The sequence below is a fragment of the Dokdonia sp. R86516 genome (assembly GCF_044596715.1).
Lineage (GTDB): Bacteria > Bacteroidota > Bacteroidia > Flavobacteriales > Flavobacteriaceae > Dokdonia.
Genome location: NZ_CP138998.1, coordinates 1,871,237 through 1,893,414, shown reverse-complemented (window position 1 = coordinate 1,893,414; position 22,178 = coordinate 1,871,237). Strand labels below are relative to the sequence as shown.

General features: G+C 38.2%; 24 protein-coding genes. 14 read left to right on the top strand and 10 right to left on the bottom strand.

From position 1 onward, the window contains the following. Window positions 1-31: 31 nt before the first annotated feature. A complete protein-coding gene (locus SJY23_RS08605) occupies window positions 32-805 on the top strand; it encodes a 5'-nucleotidase C-terminal domain-containing protein (RefSeq protein WP_396596027.1) in 774 nt (257 codons plus the stop codon). Continuing rightward, the gene (locus SJY23_RS08600) at window positions 802-1,725 is read left to right on the top strand and encodes a bifunctional metallophosphatase/5'-nucleotidase (protein WP_396596026.1); all 924 of its coding nucleotides are present in this window, start codon (window positions 802-804) and stop codon (window positions 1,723-1,725) included. Before SJY23_RS08605 ends, SJY23_RS08600 begins: the two co-directional genes overlap by 4 nt. A 57-nt stretch (window positions 1,726-1,782) precedes the next feature. Here SJY23_RS08600 and SJY23_RS08595 read toward each other — a convergent pair whose 3' ends face one another. The 6 genes from SJY23_RS08595 to SJY23_RS08570 all read right to left on the bottom strand — a co-directional run bounded on the left by SJY23_RS08595 (window position 1,783) and on the right by SJY23_RS08570 (window position 7,511). Beyond that, on the bottom strand, window positions 1,783-2,424 hold the full coding sequence (locus tag SJY23_RS08595) for a hypothetical protein (RefSeq protein WP_396596025.1): 642 nt from the start codon (window positions 2,422-2,424) through the stop codon (window positions 1,783-1,785). Between the two features lie 247 nt (window positions 2,425-2,671). After that, window positions 2,672-3,388, bottom strand: coding sequence for a hypothetical protein (locus SJY23_RS08590; protein WP_396596024.1), 717 nt, complete (start codon window positions 3,386-3,388; stop codon window positions 2,672-2,674). Then, on the bottom strand, window positions 3,381-5,375 hold the full coding sequence (ligA, locus tag SJY23_RS08585) for an NAD-dependent DNA ligase LigA (protein ID WP_396596023.1): 1,995 nt from the start codon (window positions 5,373-5,375) through the stop codon (window positions 3,381-3,383). The genes SJY23_RS08590 and ligA overlap by 8 nt, the downstream gene beginning before the upstream one ends. A 137-nt stretch (window positions 5,376-5,512) precedes the next feature. After that, on the bottom strand, window positions 5,513-6,109 hold the full coding sequence (locus SJY23_RS08580; RefSeq protein WP_396596022.1) for a TIGR00730 family Rossman fold protein: 597 nt from the start codon (window positions 6,107-6,109) through the stop codon (window positions 5,513-5,515). Between the two features lie 50 nt (window positions 6,110-6,159). Continuing rightward, window positions 6,160-7,029 carry a peptide chain release factor N(5)-glutamine methyltransferase gene (gene prmC / locus SJY23_RS08575; RefSeq protein WP_396596021.1) on the bottom strand — a complete coding sequence of 290 codons (870 nt, stop codon included), beginning with the start codon at window positions 7,027-7,029 and terminating at the stop codon, window positions 6,160-6,162. After that, window positions 7,026-7,511 (bottom strand): GNAT family N-acetyltransferase, encoded by a 486-nt coding sequence (locus tag SJY23_RS08570; RefSeq protein WP_298348781.1) that lies wholly within the window; start codon window positions 7,509-7,511, stop codon window positions 7,026-7,028. The genes prmC and SJY23_RS08570 overlap by 4 nt, the downstream gene beginning before the upstream one ends. 26 nt (window positions 7,512-7,537) lie before the next feature. Between SJY23_RS08570 and ribD the strand changes: the two genes are divergently transcribed. The 3 genes from ribD (at window position 7,538) to SJY23_RS08555 (ending at window position 9,902) form a co-directional block, all read left to right on the top strand. Next, window positions 7,538-8,539: a bifunctional diaminohydroxyphosphoribosylaminopyrimidine deaminase/5-amino-6-(5-phosphoribosylamino)uracil reductase RibD gene (ribD, locus tag SJY23_RS08565; RefSeq protein ID WP_396596020.1), complete on the top strand. Its 1,002-nt coding sequence runs from the start codon at window positions 7,538-7,540 to the stop codon at window positions 8,537-8,539. Continuing rightward, window positions 8,536-9,405, top strand: a complete 870-nt coding sequence (locus SJY23_RS08560) for an EamA family transporter (RefSeq protein WP_396596019.1) — start codon at window positions 8,536-8,538, stop codon at window positions 9,403-9,405. The genes ribD and SJY23_RS08560 overlap by 4 nt, the downstream gene beginning before the upstream one ends. Before the next feature lie 188 nt (window positions 9,406-9,593). Then, window positions 9,594-9,902, top strand: a complete 309-nt coding sequence (locus tag SJY23_RS08555; RefSeq protein WP_396596018.1) for a hypothetical protein — start codon at window positions 9,594-9,596, stop codon at window positions 9,900-9,902. 14 nt (window positions 9,903-9,916) lie between these two features. Here the strand turns inward: SJY23_RS08555 and SJY23_RS08550 are convergent, their stop codons facing one another. The 3 genes from SJY23_RS08550 to SJY23_RS08540 form a co-directional block, all read right to left on the bottom strand. Beyond that, window positions 9,917-11,092, bottom strand: coding sequence for a GlmU family protein (locus SJY23_RS08550; RefSeq protein WP_396596017.1), 1,176 nt, complete (start codon window positions 11,090-11,092; stop codon window positions 9,917-9,919). An 80-nt stretch (window positions 11,093-11,172) separates the two neighbouring features. Then, window positions 11,173-11,640, bottom strand: coding sequence for a DUF4442 domain-containing protein (locus SJY23_RS08545; protein WP_035334313.1), 468 nt, complete (start codon window positions 11,638-11,640; stop codon window positions 11,173-11,175). A 78-nt stretch (window positions 11,641-11,718) separates the two neighbouring features. Next, complete coding sequence (locus tag SJY23_RS08540) at window positions 11,719-12,345, bottom strand: hypothetical protein (RefSeq protein ID WP_152023843.1); 627 nt, start codon at window positions 12,343-12,345, stop codon at window positions 11,719-11,721. A 342-nt stretch (window positions 12,346-12,687) separates the two neighbouring features. On the opposite strand from SJY23_RS08540, the gene SJY23_RS08535 reads away from it, so the two are divergent. The 5 genes from SJY23_RS08535 to SJY23_RS08515 all read left to right on the top strand — a co-directional run bounded on the left by SJY23_RS08535 (window position 12,688) and on the right by SJY23_RS08515 (window position 17,071). Next, entirely contained in the window at window positions 12,688-13,218 is a 531-nt protein-coding gene (locus SJY23_RS08535; protein ID WP_021778400.1) for a DUF4870 domain-containing protein, read from the top strand. A gap of 112 nt (window positions 13,219-13,330) precedes the next feature. After that, entirely contained in the window at window positions 13,331-13,672 is a 342-nt protein-coding gene (locus tag SJY23_RS08530) for a PadR family transcriptional regulator (RefSeq protein ID WP_021778399.1), read from the top strand. Continuing rightward, entirely contained in the window at window positions 13,669-15,708 is a 2,040-nt protein-coding gene (locus SJY23_RS08525; protein WP_396596016.1) for a PspC domain-containing protein, read from the top strand. Before SJY23_RS08530 ends, SJY23_RS08525 begins: the two co-directional genes overlap by 4 nt. 15 nt (window positions 15,709-15,723) lie before the next feature. Next, the gene (locus tag SJY23_RS08520; protein ID WP_396596015.1) at window positions 15,724-16,170 is read left to right on the top strand and encodes a nuclear transport factor 2 family protein; all 447 of its coding nucleotides are present in this window, start codon (window positions 15,724-15,726) and stop codon (window positions 16,168-16,170) included. Between the two features lie 163 nt (window positions 16,171-16,333). Further along, a complete protein-coding gene (locus tag SJY23_RS08515; protein ID WP_299150981.1) occupies window positions 16,334-17,071 on the top strand; it encodes a head GIN domain-containing protein in 738 nt (245 codons plus the stop codon). Window positions 17,072-17,153: 82 nt separating this feature from the next. Here the strand turns inward: SJY23_RS08515 and SJY23_RS08510 are convergent, their stop codons facing one another. Continuing rightward, window positions 17,154-17,909, bottom strand: a complete 756-nt coding sequence (locus SJY23_RS08510; RefSeq protein WP_299150982.1) for a helix-turn-helix domain-containing protein — start codon at window positions 17,907-17,909, stop codon at window positions 17,154-17,156. 266 nt (window positions 17,910-18,175) lie between these two features. On the opposite strand from SJY23_RS08510, the gene SJY23_RS08505 reads away from it, so the two are divergent. The 4 genes from SJY23_RS08505 to SJY23_RS08490 are packed head-to-tail and all read left to right on the top strand — an operon-like array spanning window position 18,176 to window position 22,159. Then, window positions 18,176-18,571 carry a hypothetical protein gene (locus SJY23_RS08505; RefSeq protein ID WP_035334318.1) on the top strand — a complete coding sequence of 132 codons (396 nt, stop codon included), beginning with the start codon at window positions 18,176-18,178 and terminating at the stop codon, window positions 18,569-18,571. Window positions 18,572-18,582: 11 nt separating this feature from the next. Beyond that, window positions 18,583-19,296, top strand: coding sequence for a PspA/IM30 family protein (locus SJY23_RS08500; RefSeq protein ID WP_298347842.1), 714 nt, complete (start codon window positions 18,583-18,585; stop codon window positions 19,294-19,296). Between the two features lie 28 nt (window positions 19,297-19,324). Continuing rightward, the gene (locus tag SJY23_RS08495; RefSeq protein WP_396596014.1) at window positions 19,325-20,038 is read left to right on the top strand and encodes a hypothetical protein; all 714 of its coding nucleotides are present in this window, start codon (window positions 19,325-19,327) and stop codon (window positions 20,036-20,038) included. A gap of 54 nt (window positions 20,039-20,092) precedes the next feature. Next, window positions 20,093-22,159, top strand: a complete 2,067-nt coding sequence (locus SJY23_RS08490; RefSeq protein WP_021778391.1) for a flotillin family protein — start codon at window positions 20,093-20,095, stop codon at window positions 22,157-22,159. Window positions 22,160-22,178 lie beyond the last annotated feature (19 nt).

Below are 22,178 nucleotides of genomic sequence, written 5' to 3'. Positions count from 1 at the left end.
GCCAAAATATACTGCTACTTATGACACAAAAATGAAGAGAACAACGCTTATAACTATCATTAGTTCTATTGTTATATATACAACAGTAGTCTCATGCAAAAAAGAAGTTCACTACGCACCAGAAAGAATAAAAAGCGAACTCATAACTGTAAATAATAATACAGAAGGAAATGCTGAAATTGTATCGCTTATAAATCCTTACAAAAATGCCATACAAGCAGAAATGGACAGTGTGCTTGCTGTAGCACCTGCGTCTTACACAAAAAAAGATGGCAAGTTCAATACAGCAGTAGGAAACATGATGGCAGATGCAGTTTTTGAAATGACAAATCCAGTTTTTGAAAAAAGAGCAGGATATCCTTTTAATGCTGTTCTCTTAAATTATGGAGGGATACGCTCTGCTCTTAACCAAGGATCAATCACAACGAGAACGGCCTATGAATTAATGCCTTTTGAAAACGAAGTAGTGGTTGTTGAGTTAAGTGGCAAGCAAATGAAGGCCATGTTTCAATACTTAAAAAATGGAACTGCACACCCTATTTCTGGAATGGAAATTCAACTGTCAAACGACAGCGAAATAAAAAAAGCACTTATCCAAGGAGAAGATGTTACTGACAATAACACTTACTTTATCGCCACAAATGACTACCTGATGAATGGTGGAGATAACATGACCTTTTTTGAAAACCCTATAAGTGTACTTCGTTTAGATTATAAAATTAGAAATGTACTTATAGATTACTTTAAGAAATACGACACCATAGCACCAGTGAGAGATAATAGATTTACAAGAGATAGCAAATGATACGTAGAAAATTTTTAAAACAAACTGCAGCTGCTAGTAGCCTCATAGGGTTAGGAGGGTTAACTATGGGAATGAATAGCAATTCACTCTTAGAGCCAAACAAAAAGCACATCACCATACTTCACACTAATGATGTTCATAGTCATGTAGAACCCTTTCCTTCTAATGATCCTAAATATGCAAATCTAGGTGGTGCAGCGCGTAGGATGAACATTATTCAAAATGTGCGCAAAGAAAATCCAAACACACTTCTTCTAGACGCGGGAGATATCTTTCAAGGCACTCCATACTTTAACTTTTATGGTGGAGAACTAGAGTTTAAGCTTATGTCTATGATGGGATATGATGCGGCAACGATAGGTAATCATGACTTTGATAATGGAATAGGCGGTCTTGCTGCTCAGATGCCTAATGCGTCATTTGAACTACTTTCGTCTAACTATGACTTCTCAAACACCATTATGGATGGTCTAACAAAGCCCTATAAAGTTTTTGTAAAAGATGGAGTACGCATAGGCGTTTTTGGAGTAGGAATACAACTCAGCGGACTTGTAAATAAAACAATGTTTAAAGAGACTTCCTACCTCGATCCGATAGAGCTAACCACAGACACTGTAGATGCACTAAGAAACAAAGAACAATGTGATATAGTAATTTGTTTGTCGCATCTAGGGTATTCTTATAAGAATGATAGCAAAATCTCTGACTTAACGCTTGCTGCAAAAACCTCTGGAATTGATTTAATAATAGGCGGACACACCCACACATTCTTAGAAAAACCAACAATCGTTCAGAACAAAAATGAAAAGTTTGTACTAGTTAATCAAGTAGGCTGGGGAGGCATCAACCTAGGCAGAATAGATTTCTATCTTGATGAATCAAAAAACCTTGAATCATCAAGTCTGGTGCTAGACATATAAATCTTATAGCATCATCATTCTTTTTTAAATATTAAAATGAAAAATAATTCTGGGGTATTATATATACTCCTTATCTATTTTCTTAGTGTTTTCTAGTCGCGTTAGAAACATAGCAAACATAACTTTGGCTATCCCAGCACAAAAAAGGGTAACTAAAAGAAAAAAATGAATATCAAGAATATAGGTGTAAATAAATGCAAAAGCAGACTCTACCAGCACTGCAGTAGCAACAAAGGTCAATAAAAGGTTTGACGGATGCTTATTAAACAATGGAATTGCATACAGCAATGTAATAAAAACAAGCAACCCAGCAAATGAGATCAAAAAGACGGTTAAATGAACTATTTCCGGAAGTATCTCATAAGCTAAATAACCAATAAAAGTAGTCACCGAAAAAACTCCCAATAACACCTCAAGGTATAAGTGTTTAGGAAAGTTCTCAACTCGAAAGCGCATAACTTCCCTTAGTGCATAGAGCATTGATAAAAAGCAAAAAACCATTGCTATAGATACGATGTAGATGTACCTATTAAAATCGATTAAAAAGAATATCTCTGCAGTAATTCCTGAAATAAGCGTAATCAAGAAAGGAAAGTGAAATTGTCCAATTGCCTTGTAGACATATATAAACAATAAGATTCCAAATATTGGATAAAGATAAAAGGAAGCCTCAAGACTTAAAACCATCGCTACAATCACAATTAAAATCGTAGTTGAAATTGCCGCTAGTCTATAGTTACGTCCGTGTATGTAATATGCTCTATCGATTTATCAAAGCTAATTAATTCAAATCAATTAACTTACACATTACCTGCGTTTTACACAAACATTTAATTACGAGAACGTTTTCATAAAGTATAATAATGAAAGTAATAAACAACTTAACACGACCCTTTTTCTACTAGCAATATGAAATCACAATAAAGATGCTCCGTTAAGTAGATTCTTATACTCGAGTCCCACTACCATCATAATCTGCAATAGTGTCAATTTTAGTCAAGAAAGTAGCCAGCACTACTTTTAAATAAATAGTCATAATTGCGCCCACTAGAAGAAAACCAATTTCAGTGTAAATGTATTTATAAATAAAAGCAAAAACCATTTCTCCCATATATGCCCCGCCAATACCGAAGAGAGAAATATTACCAGTATGTTTATTATAACTAGGAGTTAAAAAGTACGCCCCAATGGTGATAATAAATATAATTACAGAAATAATAAAAATACTTAAATCTGGTACTAGAGGAGCTACAGAGTAGATAAGATAACCCAGCACAAATCCAAAACCTAAAAACCCTATTATGAGCTCCAACACATAATGCCTTGAGAAAACTTTTGACCTTCTTTTAAGCACAGGCCTTAGCAAAAGAAGCAAACAAATGGATGAGACACCAGAAAAAATAGAAGCTATGGTAACATAAGTTTGAAAATCAAACAAAAACAAGATTTCAGTAATATTAGTGCTTATCAAAAACACAAAAAACAAAACATTGAATTTATTGTTAGCTTTATATTCATATAAAAACAAACACAGAGAAAAGATAGGATATAGATAAAAAGATAAAGTTATATCCCAAAATCCCATCACAAGCATAATCATCAGACCAGTTATCAAACCAGCTGTTCTATATGCTCTTCCTTTTTCTATTTTAGTATTATTCAATAACTAAATTTAAGAATTCTTCCTCAGAAATAATAGGAACGCTCAGGCTTTCTGCCTTCTGTAACTTGCTTGGTCCCATCTTATCTCCGGCTACAACGTAGGTCGTTTTACTAGAGATAGAACTCGAGACTTTACCGCCATTATCTTCTATAAGTTTTTTAAGATCATTACGTGGCATCTCAAACACACCAGAGACCACAAACGTCTTACCTGCAAGCACATCTGACTGGCTTGCAAGCTTCTCTGCAGAAATTTCTAGCTGTACTCCGTAAGATTTTAAACGCTGTATGAGTGCTATATGTTCCGCTTTTGCGAAAAATGCAACTACACTCTCAGCAATCTTACTTCCTATTTCATCTACAGCAACCAGCTCTTCCTCTGTTGCCGAAATAATCGCATCAATAGATTTGTAATGCTTTGCTAGTTTCTTTGCAACAGTCTCTCCTACATATCGTATACCTAAACCAAACAACACCTTCTCAAAAGGAATCTTAACAGAGGCCTGCACACCATTTACTAAGTTTTCGGCACTTTTTTGAGCCATTCTTTCTAACGGAAGCAACTGTGCTACTGTAAGCTCATATAGATCTGCATAATTTAATATAAGTCCCTCATTTACAAGTAAAGCTACCGTCTCACCTCCTAACCCATCTATATCCATTGCTTTTCTAGATATATAGTGCTGTATGCGTCCTATAATTTGTGGTGGACAACCCATATCGTTAGGACAGTAATGCTGTGCTTCTCCCTCTTTACGCACAAGCGAAGTATCACATTCTGGACACTGAGTTATATAATCGGTAGGCTCAGAATCTACTGGACGTTTTGTAAGATCTACTGCAATGATTTTTGGGATGATTTCCCCTCCTTTTTCTACAAACACCTCATCACCTTCTCGTATGTCTAGTCGTTCTATCTGATCTGCATTATGAAGGCTGGCTCTTTTAACGGTTGTACCAGCAAGCTCTACAGGTTCTAGGTTTGCCACTGGTGTGATGGCTCCAGTACGACCTACCTGGTATGTTATTTCGCGTAAGCGGGTAGACACCTGTTCTGCTTTAAACTTATAAGCCATAGCCCATCGCGGAGCTTTTGCCGTATACCCCAACTCCTCTTGCTGCTGGAGTCCATTTACTTTTACTACAACACCATCTGTCTCGTACGGTAAGTCGTGACGAGCTTTATCCCAGTGATTAATAAAATCTAGCACCTCATCAATACTCTTTGCTAGTACTGCCGCATCTGGCACCATAAAACCCCAGTCTCTAGCTTTTCGCAAACTTTCCATTTGGGTAGTTATCCCTAGATTATTACCGGTGATATTATAAAGTAAGCACTGCAATGGTCGCTTTGCAACCTCTGCACTATCTTGAAGTTTTAGAGAACCACTTGCGGTATTACGCGGGTTACGATATAGCTCAAACCCTAGTTCCTCACGCTCTGCATTCATCGCGTGAAAACCGTCCCAAGGAAGCACAATCTCACCACGTATGTCAAACTTAGGAGGATAATCTCCTTTTAACTTTAAAGGAACAGACTTTATGGTTTTAATATTAGTAGTTACATCATCTCCCTGTAATCCATCTCCACGGGTTACAGCTCTGAGCAACTCTCCATTTTCATAGGTAAGACTTATTGAAGCACCATCATACTTAAGCTCGCAGGTATAATACACTTCACCATCTACCATTTTCTTTACGCGGGCTTCCCAGTCCTCAAGATCTTCCTTTGAGTAGGAGTTATCTAGGGAGTACATTCTATGCTCGTGTACAATAGTCTCAAAATTTTTAGTCACTGCACCACCTACGCGATGTGTAGGCGAGTTAGGATCGTCAAATTCTGGATGAGCTGCCTCTAGCGCTTCTAGCTGCTTTAATTTTTGATCAAAATCAAAATCTGATATCGTTGGTGTATCTAGCACATAATAGCTATGATTATGTGTTTGTAATTCGTTGCGTAAAGCGAGGATTTGCTCTTCTATTGTCATAGTAACAAAATTAAAAAATTAAACCCGCGATACTCAGAGAATACCGCAGGTTTAATTAACCATTTTACAAACAGTTTTTATTAAAAACTAAAACGCCGTAAAGCATACCGTTTTGCGCACAACCCACAAGAGCGTTATTACTTTTTTGCCTCTAGTGATGATTTTAACCACTTAGGCATTGCCATAGGCTCAAAGTTCTCCATCTGATCTAGAAGACCATCAATGGTAGTGTCTACAAGAAGGATGTCATAATTTTCTTGTTTAAGAAAACCTTTGTCTACCATATTTTTAAGCGCACTTAGAAGATCATCATAAAAGCCATTTACATTGAGCATCCCCACAGGCTTTTTATGCAAAGCTAGCTGGCTCCAAGTAAGCACCTCAAAAAGCTCTTCCATCGTTCCAAAACCACCAGGAAGTGTTATAAAACCGTCAGACAGTTCTTGGAGCTTCATCTTGCGCTCGTGCATTGTCTCATTTACTATAAGCTCTGTAAGGCCTGTATGCACCACTTCTTTAATTTGTAAAAATGCCGGAATCACCCCAATCACTTTACCATTTGCATCAAGAGCGCCCTGAGCAACGGCTCCCATAACCCCTATTTTGGCAGCACCGTATACGAGTGTCTTATCCTTTTTTGCCAGTGTGGCTCCTAGCAAGCGCGCTTGGTTTATAATCTCTGGATCAGTTCCTGCACTGCTACCACAGTACACACAAATAGATGCTAACTTCATACGATTTCTTTTTTTCTAACAATTGTTTTGATATTTAAACGCACTTAGGTTTAAGCCATACACGCCTTTATCATCCTATCTTTACCAAACATATCTTTTCTAAGCACAACGTCTGTAAAGCCTATATTTTTTAATAACGCTACAGTCTCTCTACCCAGATATTCATTAATCTCAAAATATAGAGCTCCCGCAGGTGCTAAGCTTTTACTCGCCAGCTCACCAATCTTTCTATAAAAAATAAGAGGATCTTGATCTGAAACAAATAGTGCACTATCTGGCTCATTGCTCAGCACGTTTTCTCTCATCATTGCCTTTTCTTGCTCACGCACATACGGCGGGTTACTCACGATAACATTATAAACTTCATCGAGGGCTTGCGTCTCGAGGATGTTCTGATTATAAAAGTCTACTTTCACGCCATTTGCCTTAGCATTTTGATATGCTGTGGCAAGTGCATTCTGGGAGATATCTACCGCTTCTACTGTTGCTTTATTGATATTTTTTGCAAGTGTAATTGCTATACAACCAGAACCTGTACCTATGTCTAAAAGACGTAGCGTATCTTTGGCTTCCTCTTTTATTAGACCTTGTGCCACATCATCAATAATCCAGGCAACGAGTTCTTCGGTTTCTGGCCTAGGTATTAACGTAGCAGGATTTACCTGAAAGTCAAGCCCGTAAAATGACGAGCTACCTGTAATATATTGTATAGGCTCACTCTTAGACAGTCTAGCTGTTATTTCTTCAAGCTCTTTACGTTGTGATGGGTGTATGTTTTGCTTTCGCGAAAGCGAGATCTCAACCCTATTCATTTTTAATACGTGCTCAAGTGTTAAGAAACATAGGTTCTCGACCTCTTCTGGCTCATAAAGTGCGGCCAGTTGCTTCCTGAAATCTGCGCGAAAATCGTCTATACTCATAGTTTTATAAGCATATGAACGGGACACGAAAAGTGACCTGTATTACCCATAGGCCCATCTATATAGTCAAAGCCGGTGCGCTTGTATAATTTTTGTGCTGCCTCCATATAGGGCATCGTCTCCAGATAGCATTGCTCAAATCCAAAATCACGAGCCGTATCTAGGCACTTCTTCATCATAGCCGACCCTAAACCCTTGCCTCGTGCTTCTTCTAAGAAGTACATCTTTTGCAACTCGCACACATTACCATCATAATTATCAAGTTGTGCGATGCCCGCACAGCCTATTACCGTACCATTATCTTCTACCACAAAATAGGCAGCTTTAGGCCTATCGTAATGCTCATACATCGTATGTAACGCCGCATCTGCATAAGCAGTTCCTTCCTTTGGAGCGCCCATATCTAAAATTACCTTACGCACTAAGGCTGCTACCTGTGCATTATCTTCCTTTTGAATAGGTCTAATGATTGGTTTGTTCATCACAATTAAACGTTTACTTTTGCGATGTGAAGATACACAACACCTATATAAAAAGATGTATTGCCCTTGCAAAAAATGGGCTTCCGGCAGCAATGCCTAACCCCTCGGTAGGAGCCGTACTTGTGCACAATAACACGATTATTGCAGAAGGCTATACAAGTGCATATGGCGGTCCTCACGCAGAGGTAAATTGTATTGCTTTCGCGAAAGCGAATACCCCAGAACTCATTGCCAAATCTACCTTATACGTATCTCTAGAACCTTGCTCACACTGGGGAAAAACCCCTCCTTGTGCAGATCTCGTTATAGACTCAGGAATTAAACGGGTAGTGATAGGCACCATAGACCCTTTTGCCAAAGTAGCCGGCGCTGGCATAAAAAAACTTATGCAAGCTGGAGTTGATGTTACCGTAGGCGTGCTTGAAAAAGAATGTCAAGAGGTAAATAAACGTTTCTTTACCTATCACAATGAGAGGCGACCATTTATAATTTTAAAATGGGCCGAAACCGCAAATGGTTTTATAGCTCCTGCTAGCAGAGATAAGCAAGAACCGGTGTGGATTACAAATTCCCACTCTAGACAACTAGTGCACAAACTACGTAGCGAGGAGATGGGCATTTTAGTGGGCGGCAAGACCGTTATAAAAGATAATCCTACACTTACCACACGTGACTGGCACGGCAGCAATCCGACCAGAATTGTGATTGACACACAAGGCAACCTACCTGAGGAGTTACACATATTTAATAATGAAGCACCTACAATAGTGCTTAATAACAGTGACCCAAAAAGCATCTGTAAAGAACTTTTTGAGCATAACATACAATCTGTTATTGTAGAGGGTGGCGCTGCTACCCTACAACGTTTTATAGACGCGGCTTTATGGGATGAGGCTAGCGTATTTACTGGCCTTACAAACTTTAATGCCGGCACGGAGGCTCCCAAGAAAACAAGCCAATTTACACTACAATCTAGTCAACACATACAAGGTGACAGGTTAGATACTTACACACGCAACGACTCTTGATTTACTTATTACTAAGCATAGCGGCTTCCAGTCTCATATTTGTAATCTTCAAGTTATTTTCAAAATTTGAAGTAAATACGCTACAAGCTATTATCGTAAACTATGTGGTGGCCTTTACTTGTGGCATCTTGTTTTATGAGGGCGATACGACACTAGCACAAGTCCCAGAGCAAGAGTGGTTTTATGCATCTGCTGGGCTAGGTGTGCTCTTTATTATCGTATTTAACTTAATGGCATACACTACACAAAAGAGTGGACTCTCTGTGGTATCGGTTGCGACCAAGATGAGTGTAGGGATTCCCATACTTTTTGGCGTTTTCTATTACAACGAGTCGCTAGGGCTCTACAAAAGCATTGGGATTATACTTGCTTTAATAGCCGTTTATCTTGCCTCTGTAAAAGCAAAAGATGGGATTGCTATAAAGAAAGAAAACCTGATCTTCCCAATTCTTGTGTTCTTAGGTAGTGGCGCGATAGATACTAGTCTTAAATTTATAGAGGGTGCTTATGTAAGTAATGGAGATGTACCCATTTTTAGCGCAACTATCTTTGGCGCCGCTGCTTGTATTGGCTTTTTAATTATAGGGTATCAAATCATCACTAAGACATTTACATTTAAGCTCAAAAATATTGTGGCAGGTGTCTGCCTGGGTATACCTAACTATTTTTCTATCTATATGCTTGTACAGGCTTTGCGAGATCCAAGATTTGATAGCTCTACACTTTTTACCATAAACAATGTTGCCATTGTGATGGTAAGTACCTTTATAGGAATCTTGTTTTTTAAGGAAAAACTTCTCCTCAAAAACTGGATAGGTATTGCACTTGCCGTGGTGAGTATTTTGCTAGTAAGTTTATTTAATTAGAAAATAATTATACTTTTTTTTTACGCTTTCGCGAAAGCGTACTCAACCATCCTCGCCCTATAATTCTACTAGCCCTATTTATTTAATCATCACGCTAAAACCTCGTTAACAAAGGGATTACAACATACAAGCTATGTAACATTTTATAAATTACCTCAACATATCTATGTAACCAAAATGAAAATGATATGGGATTCGGTGGAGCAGCTCTTGCAGCAAATCAAGTAATAAAAAACAATAGAAACCTTCTTAAGCAAAAGCGTAAGAGAGGTGATCTATCTTTTGTATCTACTGTAAACGAAAAGTGGGTAGATCCTAAAAAAGCCTCTTTTGATCAACTTATGGAAATACGTAAACGTATACGTAGAGATAACAAACGCTATAGACGTAAGGTCCTAATTGTGACAATTATTGCCTTTATACTATTGGTGCTTGCGATAGCTGTAATACCTTGGGATCTAATTTTTACAAATAGTTTTAATCCGCACAAGTATTAATACCAAATCACAGATTACTCTCTACGGTACTGCTTTGTCTCTTCAAAAACGTGATCAAGTATAGCGATGTCTTGTTCTGTAAGTTCTATATCACGACGCGCCATTGCTATTTTTGCCGTCTCGTAGGCCTTATTTGTTTTGTGCGTTACAAAGCCACTAGCACCTCCCCAAGAAAATGAAGGAACAAAATTACGTGGAAAACCACTCCCAAAAATATTAGAAGCCACGCCCACTACGGTACCGGTATTAAACATTGTATTAATACCACACTTAGAGTGGTCACCCATCATAAGACCACAAAACTGTAGCCCTGTATTTGCAAAGCGACCCGTCTCATAATCCCATAACTTTACGGGAGCATAATTATTTTTAAGGTTTGAGTTGTTTGAATCTGCACCTACGTTACACCATTCTCCTAGCACACTATTGCCTAAAAAGCCATCGTGACCTTTACTTGAATACCCCATAAGCACGGCGTTATTTACCTCTCCTCCTACTTTACAATGAGGACCTAAGGTTGTGCCGCTATAAATTTTGGCGCCCATTTTTACAGCTCCGTGATCACATACTGCAAAAGGTCCTCTTACGAGTGCACCTTCCATAATCTGCGCATCTTTACCTATATAAATAGGGCCATCTATCGCATTAAGATGTGAGTAGTGAACTGTTGCTCCTTCCTCAATAAATATTTGTTCTTTATTTATTGCTATTACGTGCTCCGGAATGTCTTGAGACTCTCTATCCTCGGTAAGCATCTCATAATCTCTAGTGATTGCTTCACCGTTTTTGGCAAAAATATCCCAAGTATGCTCGATTCTTAAAACATCTGATGCTGTATAATCTATGCTCTCATAAGTATCAAAGTCTACTTCTTGTCCTTCTTGTACTGAAAATGCGATTATTTCCTCTCCATCAAGCAACACCTGCTTTGATGACAAATTTTTAATAATCTCAGCTAAATTGTCTGAAGGAAGATATGATGCATTAATCATCACGTTTTCTTCAAGCTCTATCATAGGCCACTTATCTGAAAGATACTCTTCTGTTACAGTTGATGTTGTTGAGCCAAGCACAAACTCCCACTTTTCTCGTATAGTCATTATACCCACTCGCAAGTCAGCGACTGGTTTTGTATACGTAAATGGTAAAAGCTGATTGCGTACGTTTCCGTCAAAAAGGATAAAGTTCATGGGTTAGATTTTAGTCTCTATACAAAGTATGCGAGACAGATAGACTTAAAGATAAAACTTATTGAAAACGAAGTTACTTATTATTTACGAGGCTTCTTTACTAAAAGTGTCCACTCAAAGTTAAACTCAGAAACCTGCACACCGTCTTTATTTGTCCCTACAGCCTTCATCCAGCAGGTTTGTCCTTCTCCAGTAGCTACAGCATTTGCTATAGCTTCTTTAATAGCTTGACCATCATCACACACAAAGTGTATTCTCCCAGTTGCTTTTTTTGTAAAGCTTGCATTATTGTTTGCAACAAGCATTGATATTTTCTGACCGCTTTCTTGTATGTGTGCAATAACAAGTGCACCTGTGGCAAGTTCTGCAGCCATACCTTGTACTGCCCAAAACATACTATTAAAAGGGTTTTGGTTAATCCATCTGTGTTTTACAGAAGTAGTACAAGAGCTAGGAGAGAGTTTTTTTACACGTACTCCCGTAAGCCACGCAGATGGCAGCTTAAACATTGTGAACGTATTGAATTTACCAGGTAAGGGGAATGACATAATCTATTGTTTTGCGGTAAAAATAGGGAATAAAAAAGGTTCCCAAATGAGAACCTTTTAAGAAAAGATGTATAAATTTTAATTGTTGAGAAGTTCTATTTTAAGGTAACTACCTATACCAGTACCACTATTTCCTACGGGATTAGCTAGTAACACAAAATTTCCTGAAGCAAATCCAAAATTGTAAGATCCTCCAGCCGTAAGCTCTGCAATACCTGTATATGTTTTTGCACTCCCTACAGCACCTGTTCCGTTCACCTCCTCTCTAGGCATTGAAAAACGCATTACCCATTTTCCATCAGCATCCATTAACCCAGCAACATAGTTACTACTTGTTGTGGATATCCCAGATACTGTCAACGTGATTGTCACTTCATAAACACCATCTAGCGGAGCTACAAATGTACTTGTAGCATCGTTAAAGTCACTACCAGAATCAATAAGCTCTGTAATAGTATTAATCTTATAAATACCATTATCATTTGCAATATTACCGGCAAGTCTAGAATCATAATCAGAAATTAAGCGACCTCTAAAGTTACCTACAAGACTATTAAGTTGCCTCTTTACATTACCATGGCTATCAATTACTAGAGGTACATCATCTGTAGATGTACTAGCTGCTGCATTACGCACTCGCAAATCACCATTTACATCTAGCATTGTGGTGGGATGAGCAGTATTAACTCCGACCTGAGACCACACTATCTGAGATAATAATAGGACTATTATACATAAGGGGGTTTTAAAAATATGTCTTACTTGCATTACTATTTAATTATAAAAAACCTGAATTGGTTTCAGTAGGACAAATTTAAGGCGGGCCTATAAATGTTAAATTTTAAAAAGTCGCAAACTATAATTTTCAGACAAAAGAACATTTTCACAAGCTGTAATACGCAACACAACTGTATTTACAAGACATTAGTTATTTATTCTACTTAAAACATATAAGTTTTAATTCCTTAAATAAATGTTAATATTTAGTACTATGCGTAACAAAGTACCTTTTTTTAGACATATATTTGCATAAGACATTAATAGACTATGGAAACTAGCATACCCACACATCACAAAAATGTAGGAACCTTAATACATCTTTCTACCTTCTGTAAATACCTTTTTCCTTTTGGAAATTTTATTGCGCCGCTCATTTTATGGAGCGCTCAAAAGCGCAACTCGTTATTTATAGACAAGCACGGTAGAGATGCCATAAACTTTCAGCTCAGTATACTTTTATATTTTATTGCGCTGGCGGTAATAAGCATTCCGTTCTTTATTTACTTTATAGTAAGTGCTGGTGAAGGAAGCGCTAGCTTGCTTAACAATGGATACATAAATGACCCTAGTGACTTTGCAGATCTAGGTGGTTTTCTCATCACTGCCATTGTGGTAGGTGTGCTGGCTATAGGATTATTTCTTATAGAGATTATCACAGTAATTTCGGCAGCAGTGCAGGCATCACAAGGAGGCATTTATAAGTTTCCGCTTCTTATAAATTTTATTAAAGCTTCTGCCGTTGCAGAAACCCCAGATACTCAAGAGGACTCATCAACTCAAGAGCAACCTACTATGTAATGTAGTGGTATGACTATGTACGCTTTCGCGAAAGCGCAACAACAATTAATCAATCACCTGACCCAAATCAGGACCAAAACGAACAGTTTAATGTATTTAAAAATGGAAATCTATGAAGATTGAAAACACCAAAGCGCAAATGCGAAAAGGCGTGCTAGAATACTGTATCCTCTCTGTATTAAAAGACGAAGATGCATATGTAGCAGAGATCTTAGGCACGCTTAAAGACGCCAAGTTGCTGGTGGTAGAGGGTACAATTTACCCGCTTCTCACTAGACTTAAAAACGCTGGTTTACTCAACTATCGCTGGGAAGAATCTACCAGTGGTCCACCACGTAAATATTATGGACTTACCGAAACGGGTAAGATATTTTTAAAAGAACTCTCAACCACTTGGGATGAGTTACAGACAGCAGTAGCCGTAGTTACATCCACTAAAACCACAAAAAAATGAACAAGACAGTTAATATAAATTTAGCAGGAGTATTTTTTCATATAGATGAGGATGCTTACGGTAAATTACAGAGATATCTCGCTGCCATCAAACGTTCTTTTGAAGGTATGCAAGGTGAAGATGAAATTATAGCAGATATAGAAGCTCGTATCTCTGAGCTATTTTCTGAGCGTATTAAAGACGAGCGCCAGGTAATAGGCTCACAAGAGCTGGACGAGGTAATTGCTGTAATGGGACAACCAGAAGACTATATGGTAGATGACGATATTTTTGAAGATGAGCCTGCAGCTAGCAGCAACTCCTCAAAAAAATCAAAACAAGCACCACGTATCGCACAACGCCGTTTTTACAGAGATACAGATAATGCTTATATAGGCGGTGTATCTAGCGGTATGGGACACTATCTAGGTATAGATCCTTTATGGGTACGTATAGGCTGGGTATTACTTATAGCGCTTACTTGGTTTACACTAGGAGGTACAGCACTTATCTATCTTGCTCTATGGGTTTTTGTACCAGAAGCACAAACCACGGCAGATAAACTCGCAATGCGGGGAAAGGCAGTTAACATTGACAATATCACAGAAAAAGTAAAAGAAGGATTTGAAAATGTGGCTGATACCGTAAAGAGTGTTGATTATGATAAGTATGGTAATAAAGTAAAAACAGGAGCTCAAGGTTTTTTCGGGACCATTGGTAAGATTATTATGTTTTTCTTTAAAGTTCTTGCAAAGATTATAGGGGTACTCCTTATTATAACGGGAGCTACCGTAGTTATCTCTTTACTTATCACCTTCTTGACAGGTGGTGTAGTAGATATTTTCACCCCTAATCTAGCCGATTTACCGTGGGTAAATAATGAGACAGGACTGCCTATCTGGCTTGTACTTCTTCTCACCTTATTTGCAGTTGGGATACCTTTCTTCTTCCTGTTTTATTTAGGACTTAAGATTGTTTCTTCTAACCTAAAATCTATGCCGGTGAGTGCAAAGCTTAGCCTCTTTGGCCTATGGCTCGTATCTGCGATAGTGATAGGCGTATTTTCTGTAAAAGAAGCTATTAAGTATTCTAAAACAGAAACTGGTAAAGTAGTAGAGCGCACAGAACTTGCGATAACAGCAAGTGACACGCTGCGCATACAGATGCGAGAGAGTGATCGTTATGATATTCCCCTAACAAGATCTGGAAACAGAAAAATCTCAAATATTGATGGTCAAAATATGTTGATAGAACGAGACCTAAGGCTTATTGTGAGGAGTACAAAAGATAGTACTGCTTATGTACAATTAGAAAAACGAGCAGATCATTTTACTTTTGATGAGGCTCGGGATATTGCTAGAGGTATAAATTATGCATTTGGTCTTGAAAATAAAACGCTATTCTTAGACAGCTATTTCACTTCTATATCATCTGAAATATCATTAAGTAATTGGAATGATCGTGAGGTACAAGTGATTGTATACCTTCCAGAAGGAACTACCCTCATTGCAGATGAAAATACGTACTCATACCACCGCAATAATAGTAGGTACCGTGACATACTAGATAATGGAACAGAAGAGCAATACCTTACCGTAGGTAATGGCAAGCTTCTGTGTGCCGGCTGTCCAGAAGATCGCAGTTATGATTACAATGATGATGATAACTCTTGGGAGCAATCTGGTAATGATTCTTGGGAAGAACGCAGTTATGAAGAAGGAGAAAATGCTCCAGAATTTACAGAAATTACAGAAATCAAGGGCTTAAATATAAGTGAGAATGTAGTCTACTTCAGGATCACTGAAAAGACTACGAGAAAACAATTAGCTAGTGCTCGAAAGCAACTTAAAGATGCAAAAAATATTGATATAGACTTCTCTCAATCATCTTTTTATCAAAATGGAGTAATCAAAAGTTTAACGCTATCGGTAGAATGTAATGATGGCTATAACGGTAAGCTTACCAAATGGACATCTAATCTTAAAAATTACAAAACTGGGTTTGTAAGAGATTATCGTAAAACTACAAGTAAACCGTTTGTTATTGGCAAAATATAGTAGATTTTCTTCACTATGAAAAACCCAACCAATCTTCTTTGGATCCTGTTGCTGCTCCCCTTGATCGGAGTGGCGCAGGTGTCTGAGGATAGCAAACTTTATAAGGAGATTCTAGCTACAGATACTGCGCTTTTTGACTCGTATAATAATTGTGACCTCGCAACTCACGAAGCTCTCATCTCAGAAGATCTTGAGTTTTATCACGACAAGGGTGGACTTTCTACTAGCAAAACAGAGTATATGAAGGCTCTCAAGGAGAATATTTGTAATAAAGTACAGAGAACGCTTACTCCGGGCACCTTCGAGGTGCACGAGATAGGAGGTTTTGGCGCTGTATCATTAGGAAAACATAGTTTTCACAACCTATTAGAAGACAGCCACTCAGAACCATCTAAGTTTATTACCATATTAAAAGACACCCCAAAAGGCTGGAAAATCACACGGGTGATAAGCTTGCACTAGCAATCTATACAATTCAGTCATAAATTATTACAGTTGGGTAGGTTACGCTTTCGCGAAAGCGGACTTATCTACATCTTTACATCATCAATCAAAAACAATCAATCAATCAATCAAAAACAATCAATCAAACAAAAACGAACCAATCACCAAAAAACCAATCATTATGACAACGCTCATCAAAACAATTTTAGGAATCCTTACTGCTTTACTCGTCACCTCTTGTCAGTTTGACATTAATCTAGGGCAAATAAGCGGAAACGGAAATGTAGTTACAGAAGATCTGAACATCACAGAAGACTTTGACGAAGTAGTCGCTGGAAATGGCTGGGAAGTATTTTTAGAAAAAGGAAACACAAACGCCGTAATACTTGAAGCAGACCAAAACCTAGTAGACGCTGCCGAAATTTATGTAAAAGACGGGAAGCTTAAAATATACTGCGAAGACAATATCAAAAGTGCTACCTCAAAAAAGGTGTTTGTAACCTACTCAGAAAACCTTACTGATGTGAGCGTAAATAGTGGTGCAAGTCTCACTACAAAGGAAACACTTACTGGAGATGATATTGAATTTGACGCATCTTCTGGAGGGACAATGCGCGTACAAGTTTCTGCAAAAAATGTAGAGACAGATGTAAGTAGCGGTGGCGTGGCTCGTATCTCTGGTAGTGCAGAGCGACTAGATGCTTCGGTTTCTAGTGGAGGTGTAGCGAGAATAAGCCAACTCAAATCTGTGAGTGCAAAGGCAGATGCTTCATCTGGAGGCGTGATGGACGTTTATGCTTCTCAAGATCTTAAGGCAGAGGCCTCTTCTGGAGGAATCATAAATTACTACGGTAGTCCAAGAAATGTAGATAAGCCTAAAAAAAGCTACTCTGGTGGGGTTATAAGAAGCAAAGAATAATTACAACAAATAACATCAATCAATCAACACAAAAAATGCTCGATACTATCGAGCATTTTTTTATGTGTATAATTGTCAAGAGTTACAATCCAGCCTTTATTTTCATAAACTGGGCTTCTAGCAGTGCCATCTTTTCTTCTAGTCCATCTGCCAGTTCTGGCACTCTGTGATAGAAGACGTAGCGTATGCGCCAGAGTTCTTTAATTTCTTTTATAGGAAACTCTAGGTCGTCTATATTTTTATGATCTGCTCTTAGGGTAATAGTATTTCCAGAGAGATAGCAACGTCTTAATACTAGTCTATCATTAAAAACGGCTAGAATGAGATGTCCATTATTGAGCTTTTTATAAACGTTTTTTGGGATGTGCTCACCTATTACTATATCTTTTGGGAAGAGTCCTTTGTCATTACTACTCATCTCCAAGTTGTCTACCGTAAAGGCTCTGAAATCTTTTTCTGGGTTTACGGGTAGTTGTAAGACAGGCATATCTGCTACAAAAGCTTCCCTGTCATTATATAGTAGATAGTCATTTGTGTTTTTTGGGGTGATGCAAGGTATTGTAGCAAAGGTTTCTTTTGTAATCTGCTCGTGATCTGTAGTAAGGTCTGCTTTAAATTTGAGCAAACTATTTACGGTAAGCTCTTTTGTGAGCAAGTCATCTATAGGAATGCTAAAATAATTAGCAATTTTAATTACCGTATCTATTTTAGGTTCACTCCTGCCCTCCTCATAAGCCCCTAACGTCCCTCTTTTCAGGTCAAAGAGCTCTGCAAACGACTGCTGACTAAGCGTCTTTACGGTTCTTATTTTTCGAATGTTTTTACCAAAGAATGACATATTTTGCTAATTTTATTTGCAAATGATAAAATTGTTTGTATATTTACCTAACAATTTTAGCAAAAAGAATTCACTTATGCTAATTTATTTAGCTTTTTCGCGAAAGCGTAATAGCATCATCAAACATTCATCAATCAAAAATCAAACATTATGACCACTTTAATTATTTACATCCTGAGCCACTTATAAACAATTGGGTATTTACAGAGACAAGTTTTCGTATTATTAACCTTCCAATGTATTGGAACACAACATTAACACTCTTTATGAAGAACCACTTTACAATTACTCGAGATTTTTTATTAGAACTCAACTTTAATATCACTACAGAAAATACGGCAGATGGTATTATGGTTGTACAAAAGGAAAACTCAGGTATCAAAAACCTGATTCTGGGCATTGCTCCTCCTATTCTAATTATCGAGCAATTTATTTTTACCATCAATAACCAGTCAGAAAAGATTTTTAAAAGTCTGCTGCAAAAAAACCGAGATATCATACACGGCGCTTTTGTACTAGATGATACTGGTAAAAAGGTCATCTTTAGAGATACCCTTCAGATAGAAAATCTTGACCTCAACGAGCTAGAGGGTAGCTTGAACTCCCTGAGTTTACTTATGAGTGAGTACTCAGAACAGATTATAGAATTTTCAAAATATTAAAAAACGACATTATGAACATATTTAAACGACTTTTTAAAATAGGACAAGCAGAGGCAAATGCATCTATAGATAATATGGAAGATCCTATCAAGATGACAGAGCAAGGAATACGAGATATGAAAGAAGACCTTGCCAAAAGTGTAGAAGCAATGGCACAAGTAAAAGCAATGGCCATACGCGCAAAAAACGAGCGTGACGAGCACGATGCAAAAGCAAAAGACTACGAGAGCAAAGCCATCGCTATTCTTAAAAAAGCTCACGCAGGATCTATGGATGCGACAGATGCAGACAGACTAGCTAAAGAAGCCCTGGCCAAAAAAGAAGAAGCACAGTCACACGCTACACGCGCTGGTGAGGATACCTCAAAATTTGAAGGTAATGTAGCACAACTACAAGGCACTATCCAGACTATTAAAGATAACATAAGCAACTGGGAGAACGAGCTTAAAACGCTCAAGGCACGTGTAAAAGTGAGCGATGCTACTAAGAATGTAAACAAGCAAATGGCTGCACTAGATAACACTGGTACCGTGAGTATGCTAGAACGAATGAAAGAAAAAGTAGCGCAAGAAGAAGCACTTGCAGAGGCTTATGGAGACATCGCAGATACTAATAAAAGTATAGATGATGAGATAAACGCCGCTGCAGATACTAGCGAGGAGAAAGTAGATGACGAGCTTGCAAAACTTAAAGAACAATTAGGGCTAGGTAAAGACAACGCCTAGCCATCATAAACCTTAAAACCACCAACCATTGGACAACTTTATAAATCTCATATTTTCAGAAGTTAATATCATCTTGAGCGTCTTATTGATACTCTTGATCATTTACTGGGTGCTTACCTCGGTGAGCGGTATTGATTTTGACTACGATATGGACATCGACATAGATCTCGATGTAGATGTAGATGCAGATTTTGACATCAACACCGTAGACTCTGGTAGTATGGATTTTGAAGATGTCTCAAGTGCAGAGGTAGACAGGTCACACGTTGTAAATAAAAGACGTAAACCGCTTAAGTGGTGGCAAGTATTTTTAATTTACTTCAACTTTGTAGGTCTTCCATTTATGTTTACCTTTACGGTATGGGTATTTTTATGGTGGCTTTGCACCCTAGTAACCACAAGTATTACCGGTAGCTATGCAACTAGTTTTGGTTACATACTTATGTTGAGCTGTATGATCCCTGCTTTGTTCCTTACTAAGATATTTACCACTCCATTTAAGTCGTTTTTTAAAAACTTGAATAAAGATGGCGATAAAGCTACAGACTTTTTAGGTCGTAACGCAGTGTTGCTATCTACCATTTCTGGAGATAAGATGGGTAATGCAGAGGTACTAGCAGATGGCAACCCTATGAGTATTTATGTAAAATCACTAGATGGGTCAGAAATACGCTTTCGCGAAAGCGTACTCATCATCAAACAGTCACCAGATAAAAATTACTTTTTAGTCAGCAAATATTAATTAAGCGTGTAAACGCACATTCATAATCAACCAAAAACAAAAATCATCAATTTTATGGAAAACCTACCATCTATCGCCATCGCCCTTGTTGTGGGTATTGTGGCACTCATTGTTATTTACTTCCTCATCATCGCGATGTTCTACAAAAAGGTACATCAAGGTCAAGCCTTGGTTCGTACAGGTTTTGGCGGGACAAAAGTAGCGACAGATAAAGGGCTCTATGTGGTTCCTGTCTTTCACCGAGTAGAAGTAATGGATATTTCTGTAAAGAAAATCCAGATTGAGCGTCTTGCATCAGAGGGTCTTATTTGTAAAGACAATATGCGTGCAGATATCAAGGTAGCCTTCTTTGTACGTGTAAATAATGAAGTTGAGTACATTAAGAAAGTAGCTCAAACCATAGGTGTGCAACGTGCATCACGTCAAGAAACGCTAGAAGAGCTTTTTGAGGCAAAATTTTCTGAAGCGCTTAAAACCGTGGGTAAAAAGTTTGACTTTATACAGCTTTATGAGGCTCGTCGTGAGTTTCGTGATGAGATTGTAGACATTATAGGTACAGATCTTAATGGATATACTCTTGAAGATTGTGCGATAGATTACCTAGAGCAAACTGCAGTCACACATCTTAAAGCAGATAACATACTTGATGCAGAAGGTATTAAGAAAATCACAGATCTTACAGCTGCACAAAACATCAAGGCAAACCTTATTAAACGTGATGAGGAGAAAGTAATACGCAAGCAAGATGTAGAGGCACGCGAGGCGATACTAGAACTAGATAAGCAACTCGCCGAAAAAGAAGAACAGCAAAAACGTGAAATCTCAAACATAAAATCTCGTGAAGAGGCAGAGATTCTTAAAGTTGCCGAAGAAGAGCGTCTCAAGTCTGAAACAGCTCGCATTGCTACCGAAGAAAAAGTAAAAGTAGCCGAAGAAAATATGCAACGCCAGATCATCGTAGCTGAGAAAAACAAGCAACGTACAGACAAGGTGGAGACAGAGCGTGTGGAGAAAGACCGTATGCTAGAACTTACCGAGAGAGAGCGCGTAGTGACACTGGCTCAAATCGAAAAGGAAAAAGTTGTTGAAGTTGAGAAAAAGAACATTCAAGATGTGATACGCGACCGCGTGATGCTAGAGAAAGGTGTGGTAGAGGAGCAAGAAAATATGAAAGATATTGAGGCTTTCAAAACTGCAGACCGTTCTAAGCAAGTAGCAATTACAAATGCAGAGGCAGCAGCTCAAGAAGATCTTATTAAGACCATAAAAGCAGCCGAAGCATCAAAAGAAGCTGCAAAACAAAAAGCCGAAGAAATTAATATCGAAGCACTAGCGCATAAAGAAGCAAGTGAGAAAGAGGCAGATGCACGTAAAATTCTTGCCGAAGCACAAGCTAAGGAAGAAGCAACCGTGGGTATGTCTGAGGCACAAGTAATGCACGCTAAGGCAGATGCAAACGAGCGTCAAGGTATTGTTGAGGCAACCGTTATCGAGAAAAAGGCACTTGCAGAAGCTGCCGGAATTGAAGCAAAAGCAGAGGCAAAACGTAAAGATGGTCTTGCAGAGGCAGATGTAATTAAAGAGAAAGCCCTTGCAGATGCCGCAGGTATCGAAGAGAAAGCAAATGCTATGAAGAAACTTGACGGTGTAGGTAAAGAACACGAAGAGTTTAAACTACGTCTTGATAAAGAACTTCAAGTAGATCTTGCAGAAATTAATATCCAGAAAGATATTGCAGATGCGCAAGCACAAGTTATAGGCGATGCTCTTAAAGCTGCAAATATTGATATTGTAGGTGGTGAGACTATGTTCTTTGACCAGATTATAGGGCAAATTACAAAGGCCAAAGGTTATGACAGACTCGTACACCACTCAGAAACGGTGACAGAGGTAAAAGATGCCATTTTAGGTAGTGATGATGTAAAAGGAAACTTGCTTGAAAAAGTAAAAGAATTTGCAGATAAGTACGGCATCTCTTCTGAGGATCTTAAAAATGTGACCATTGCAAACTTACTGATGGATTTAAAATCTAAATCTTCAGACAGCGATGAGCAAACCTTATTCAGCAACCTATTTAACCTTGCAAAAGGATTAGGATTATCTGATAAGAAACTGAAATAAAACTCAGTAAACAACGGCA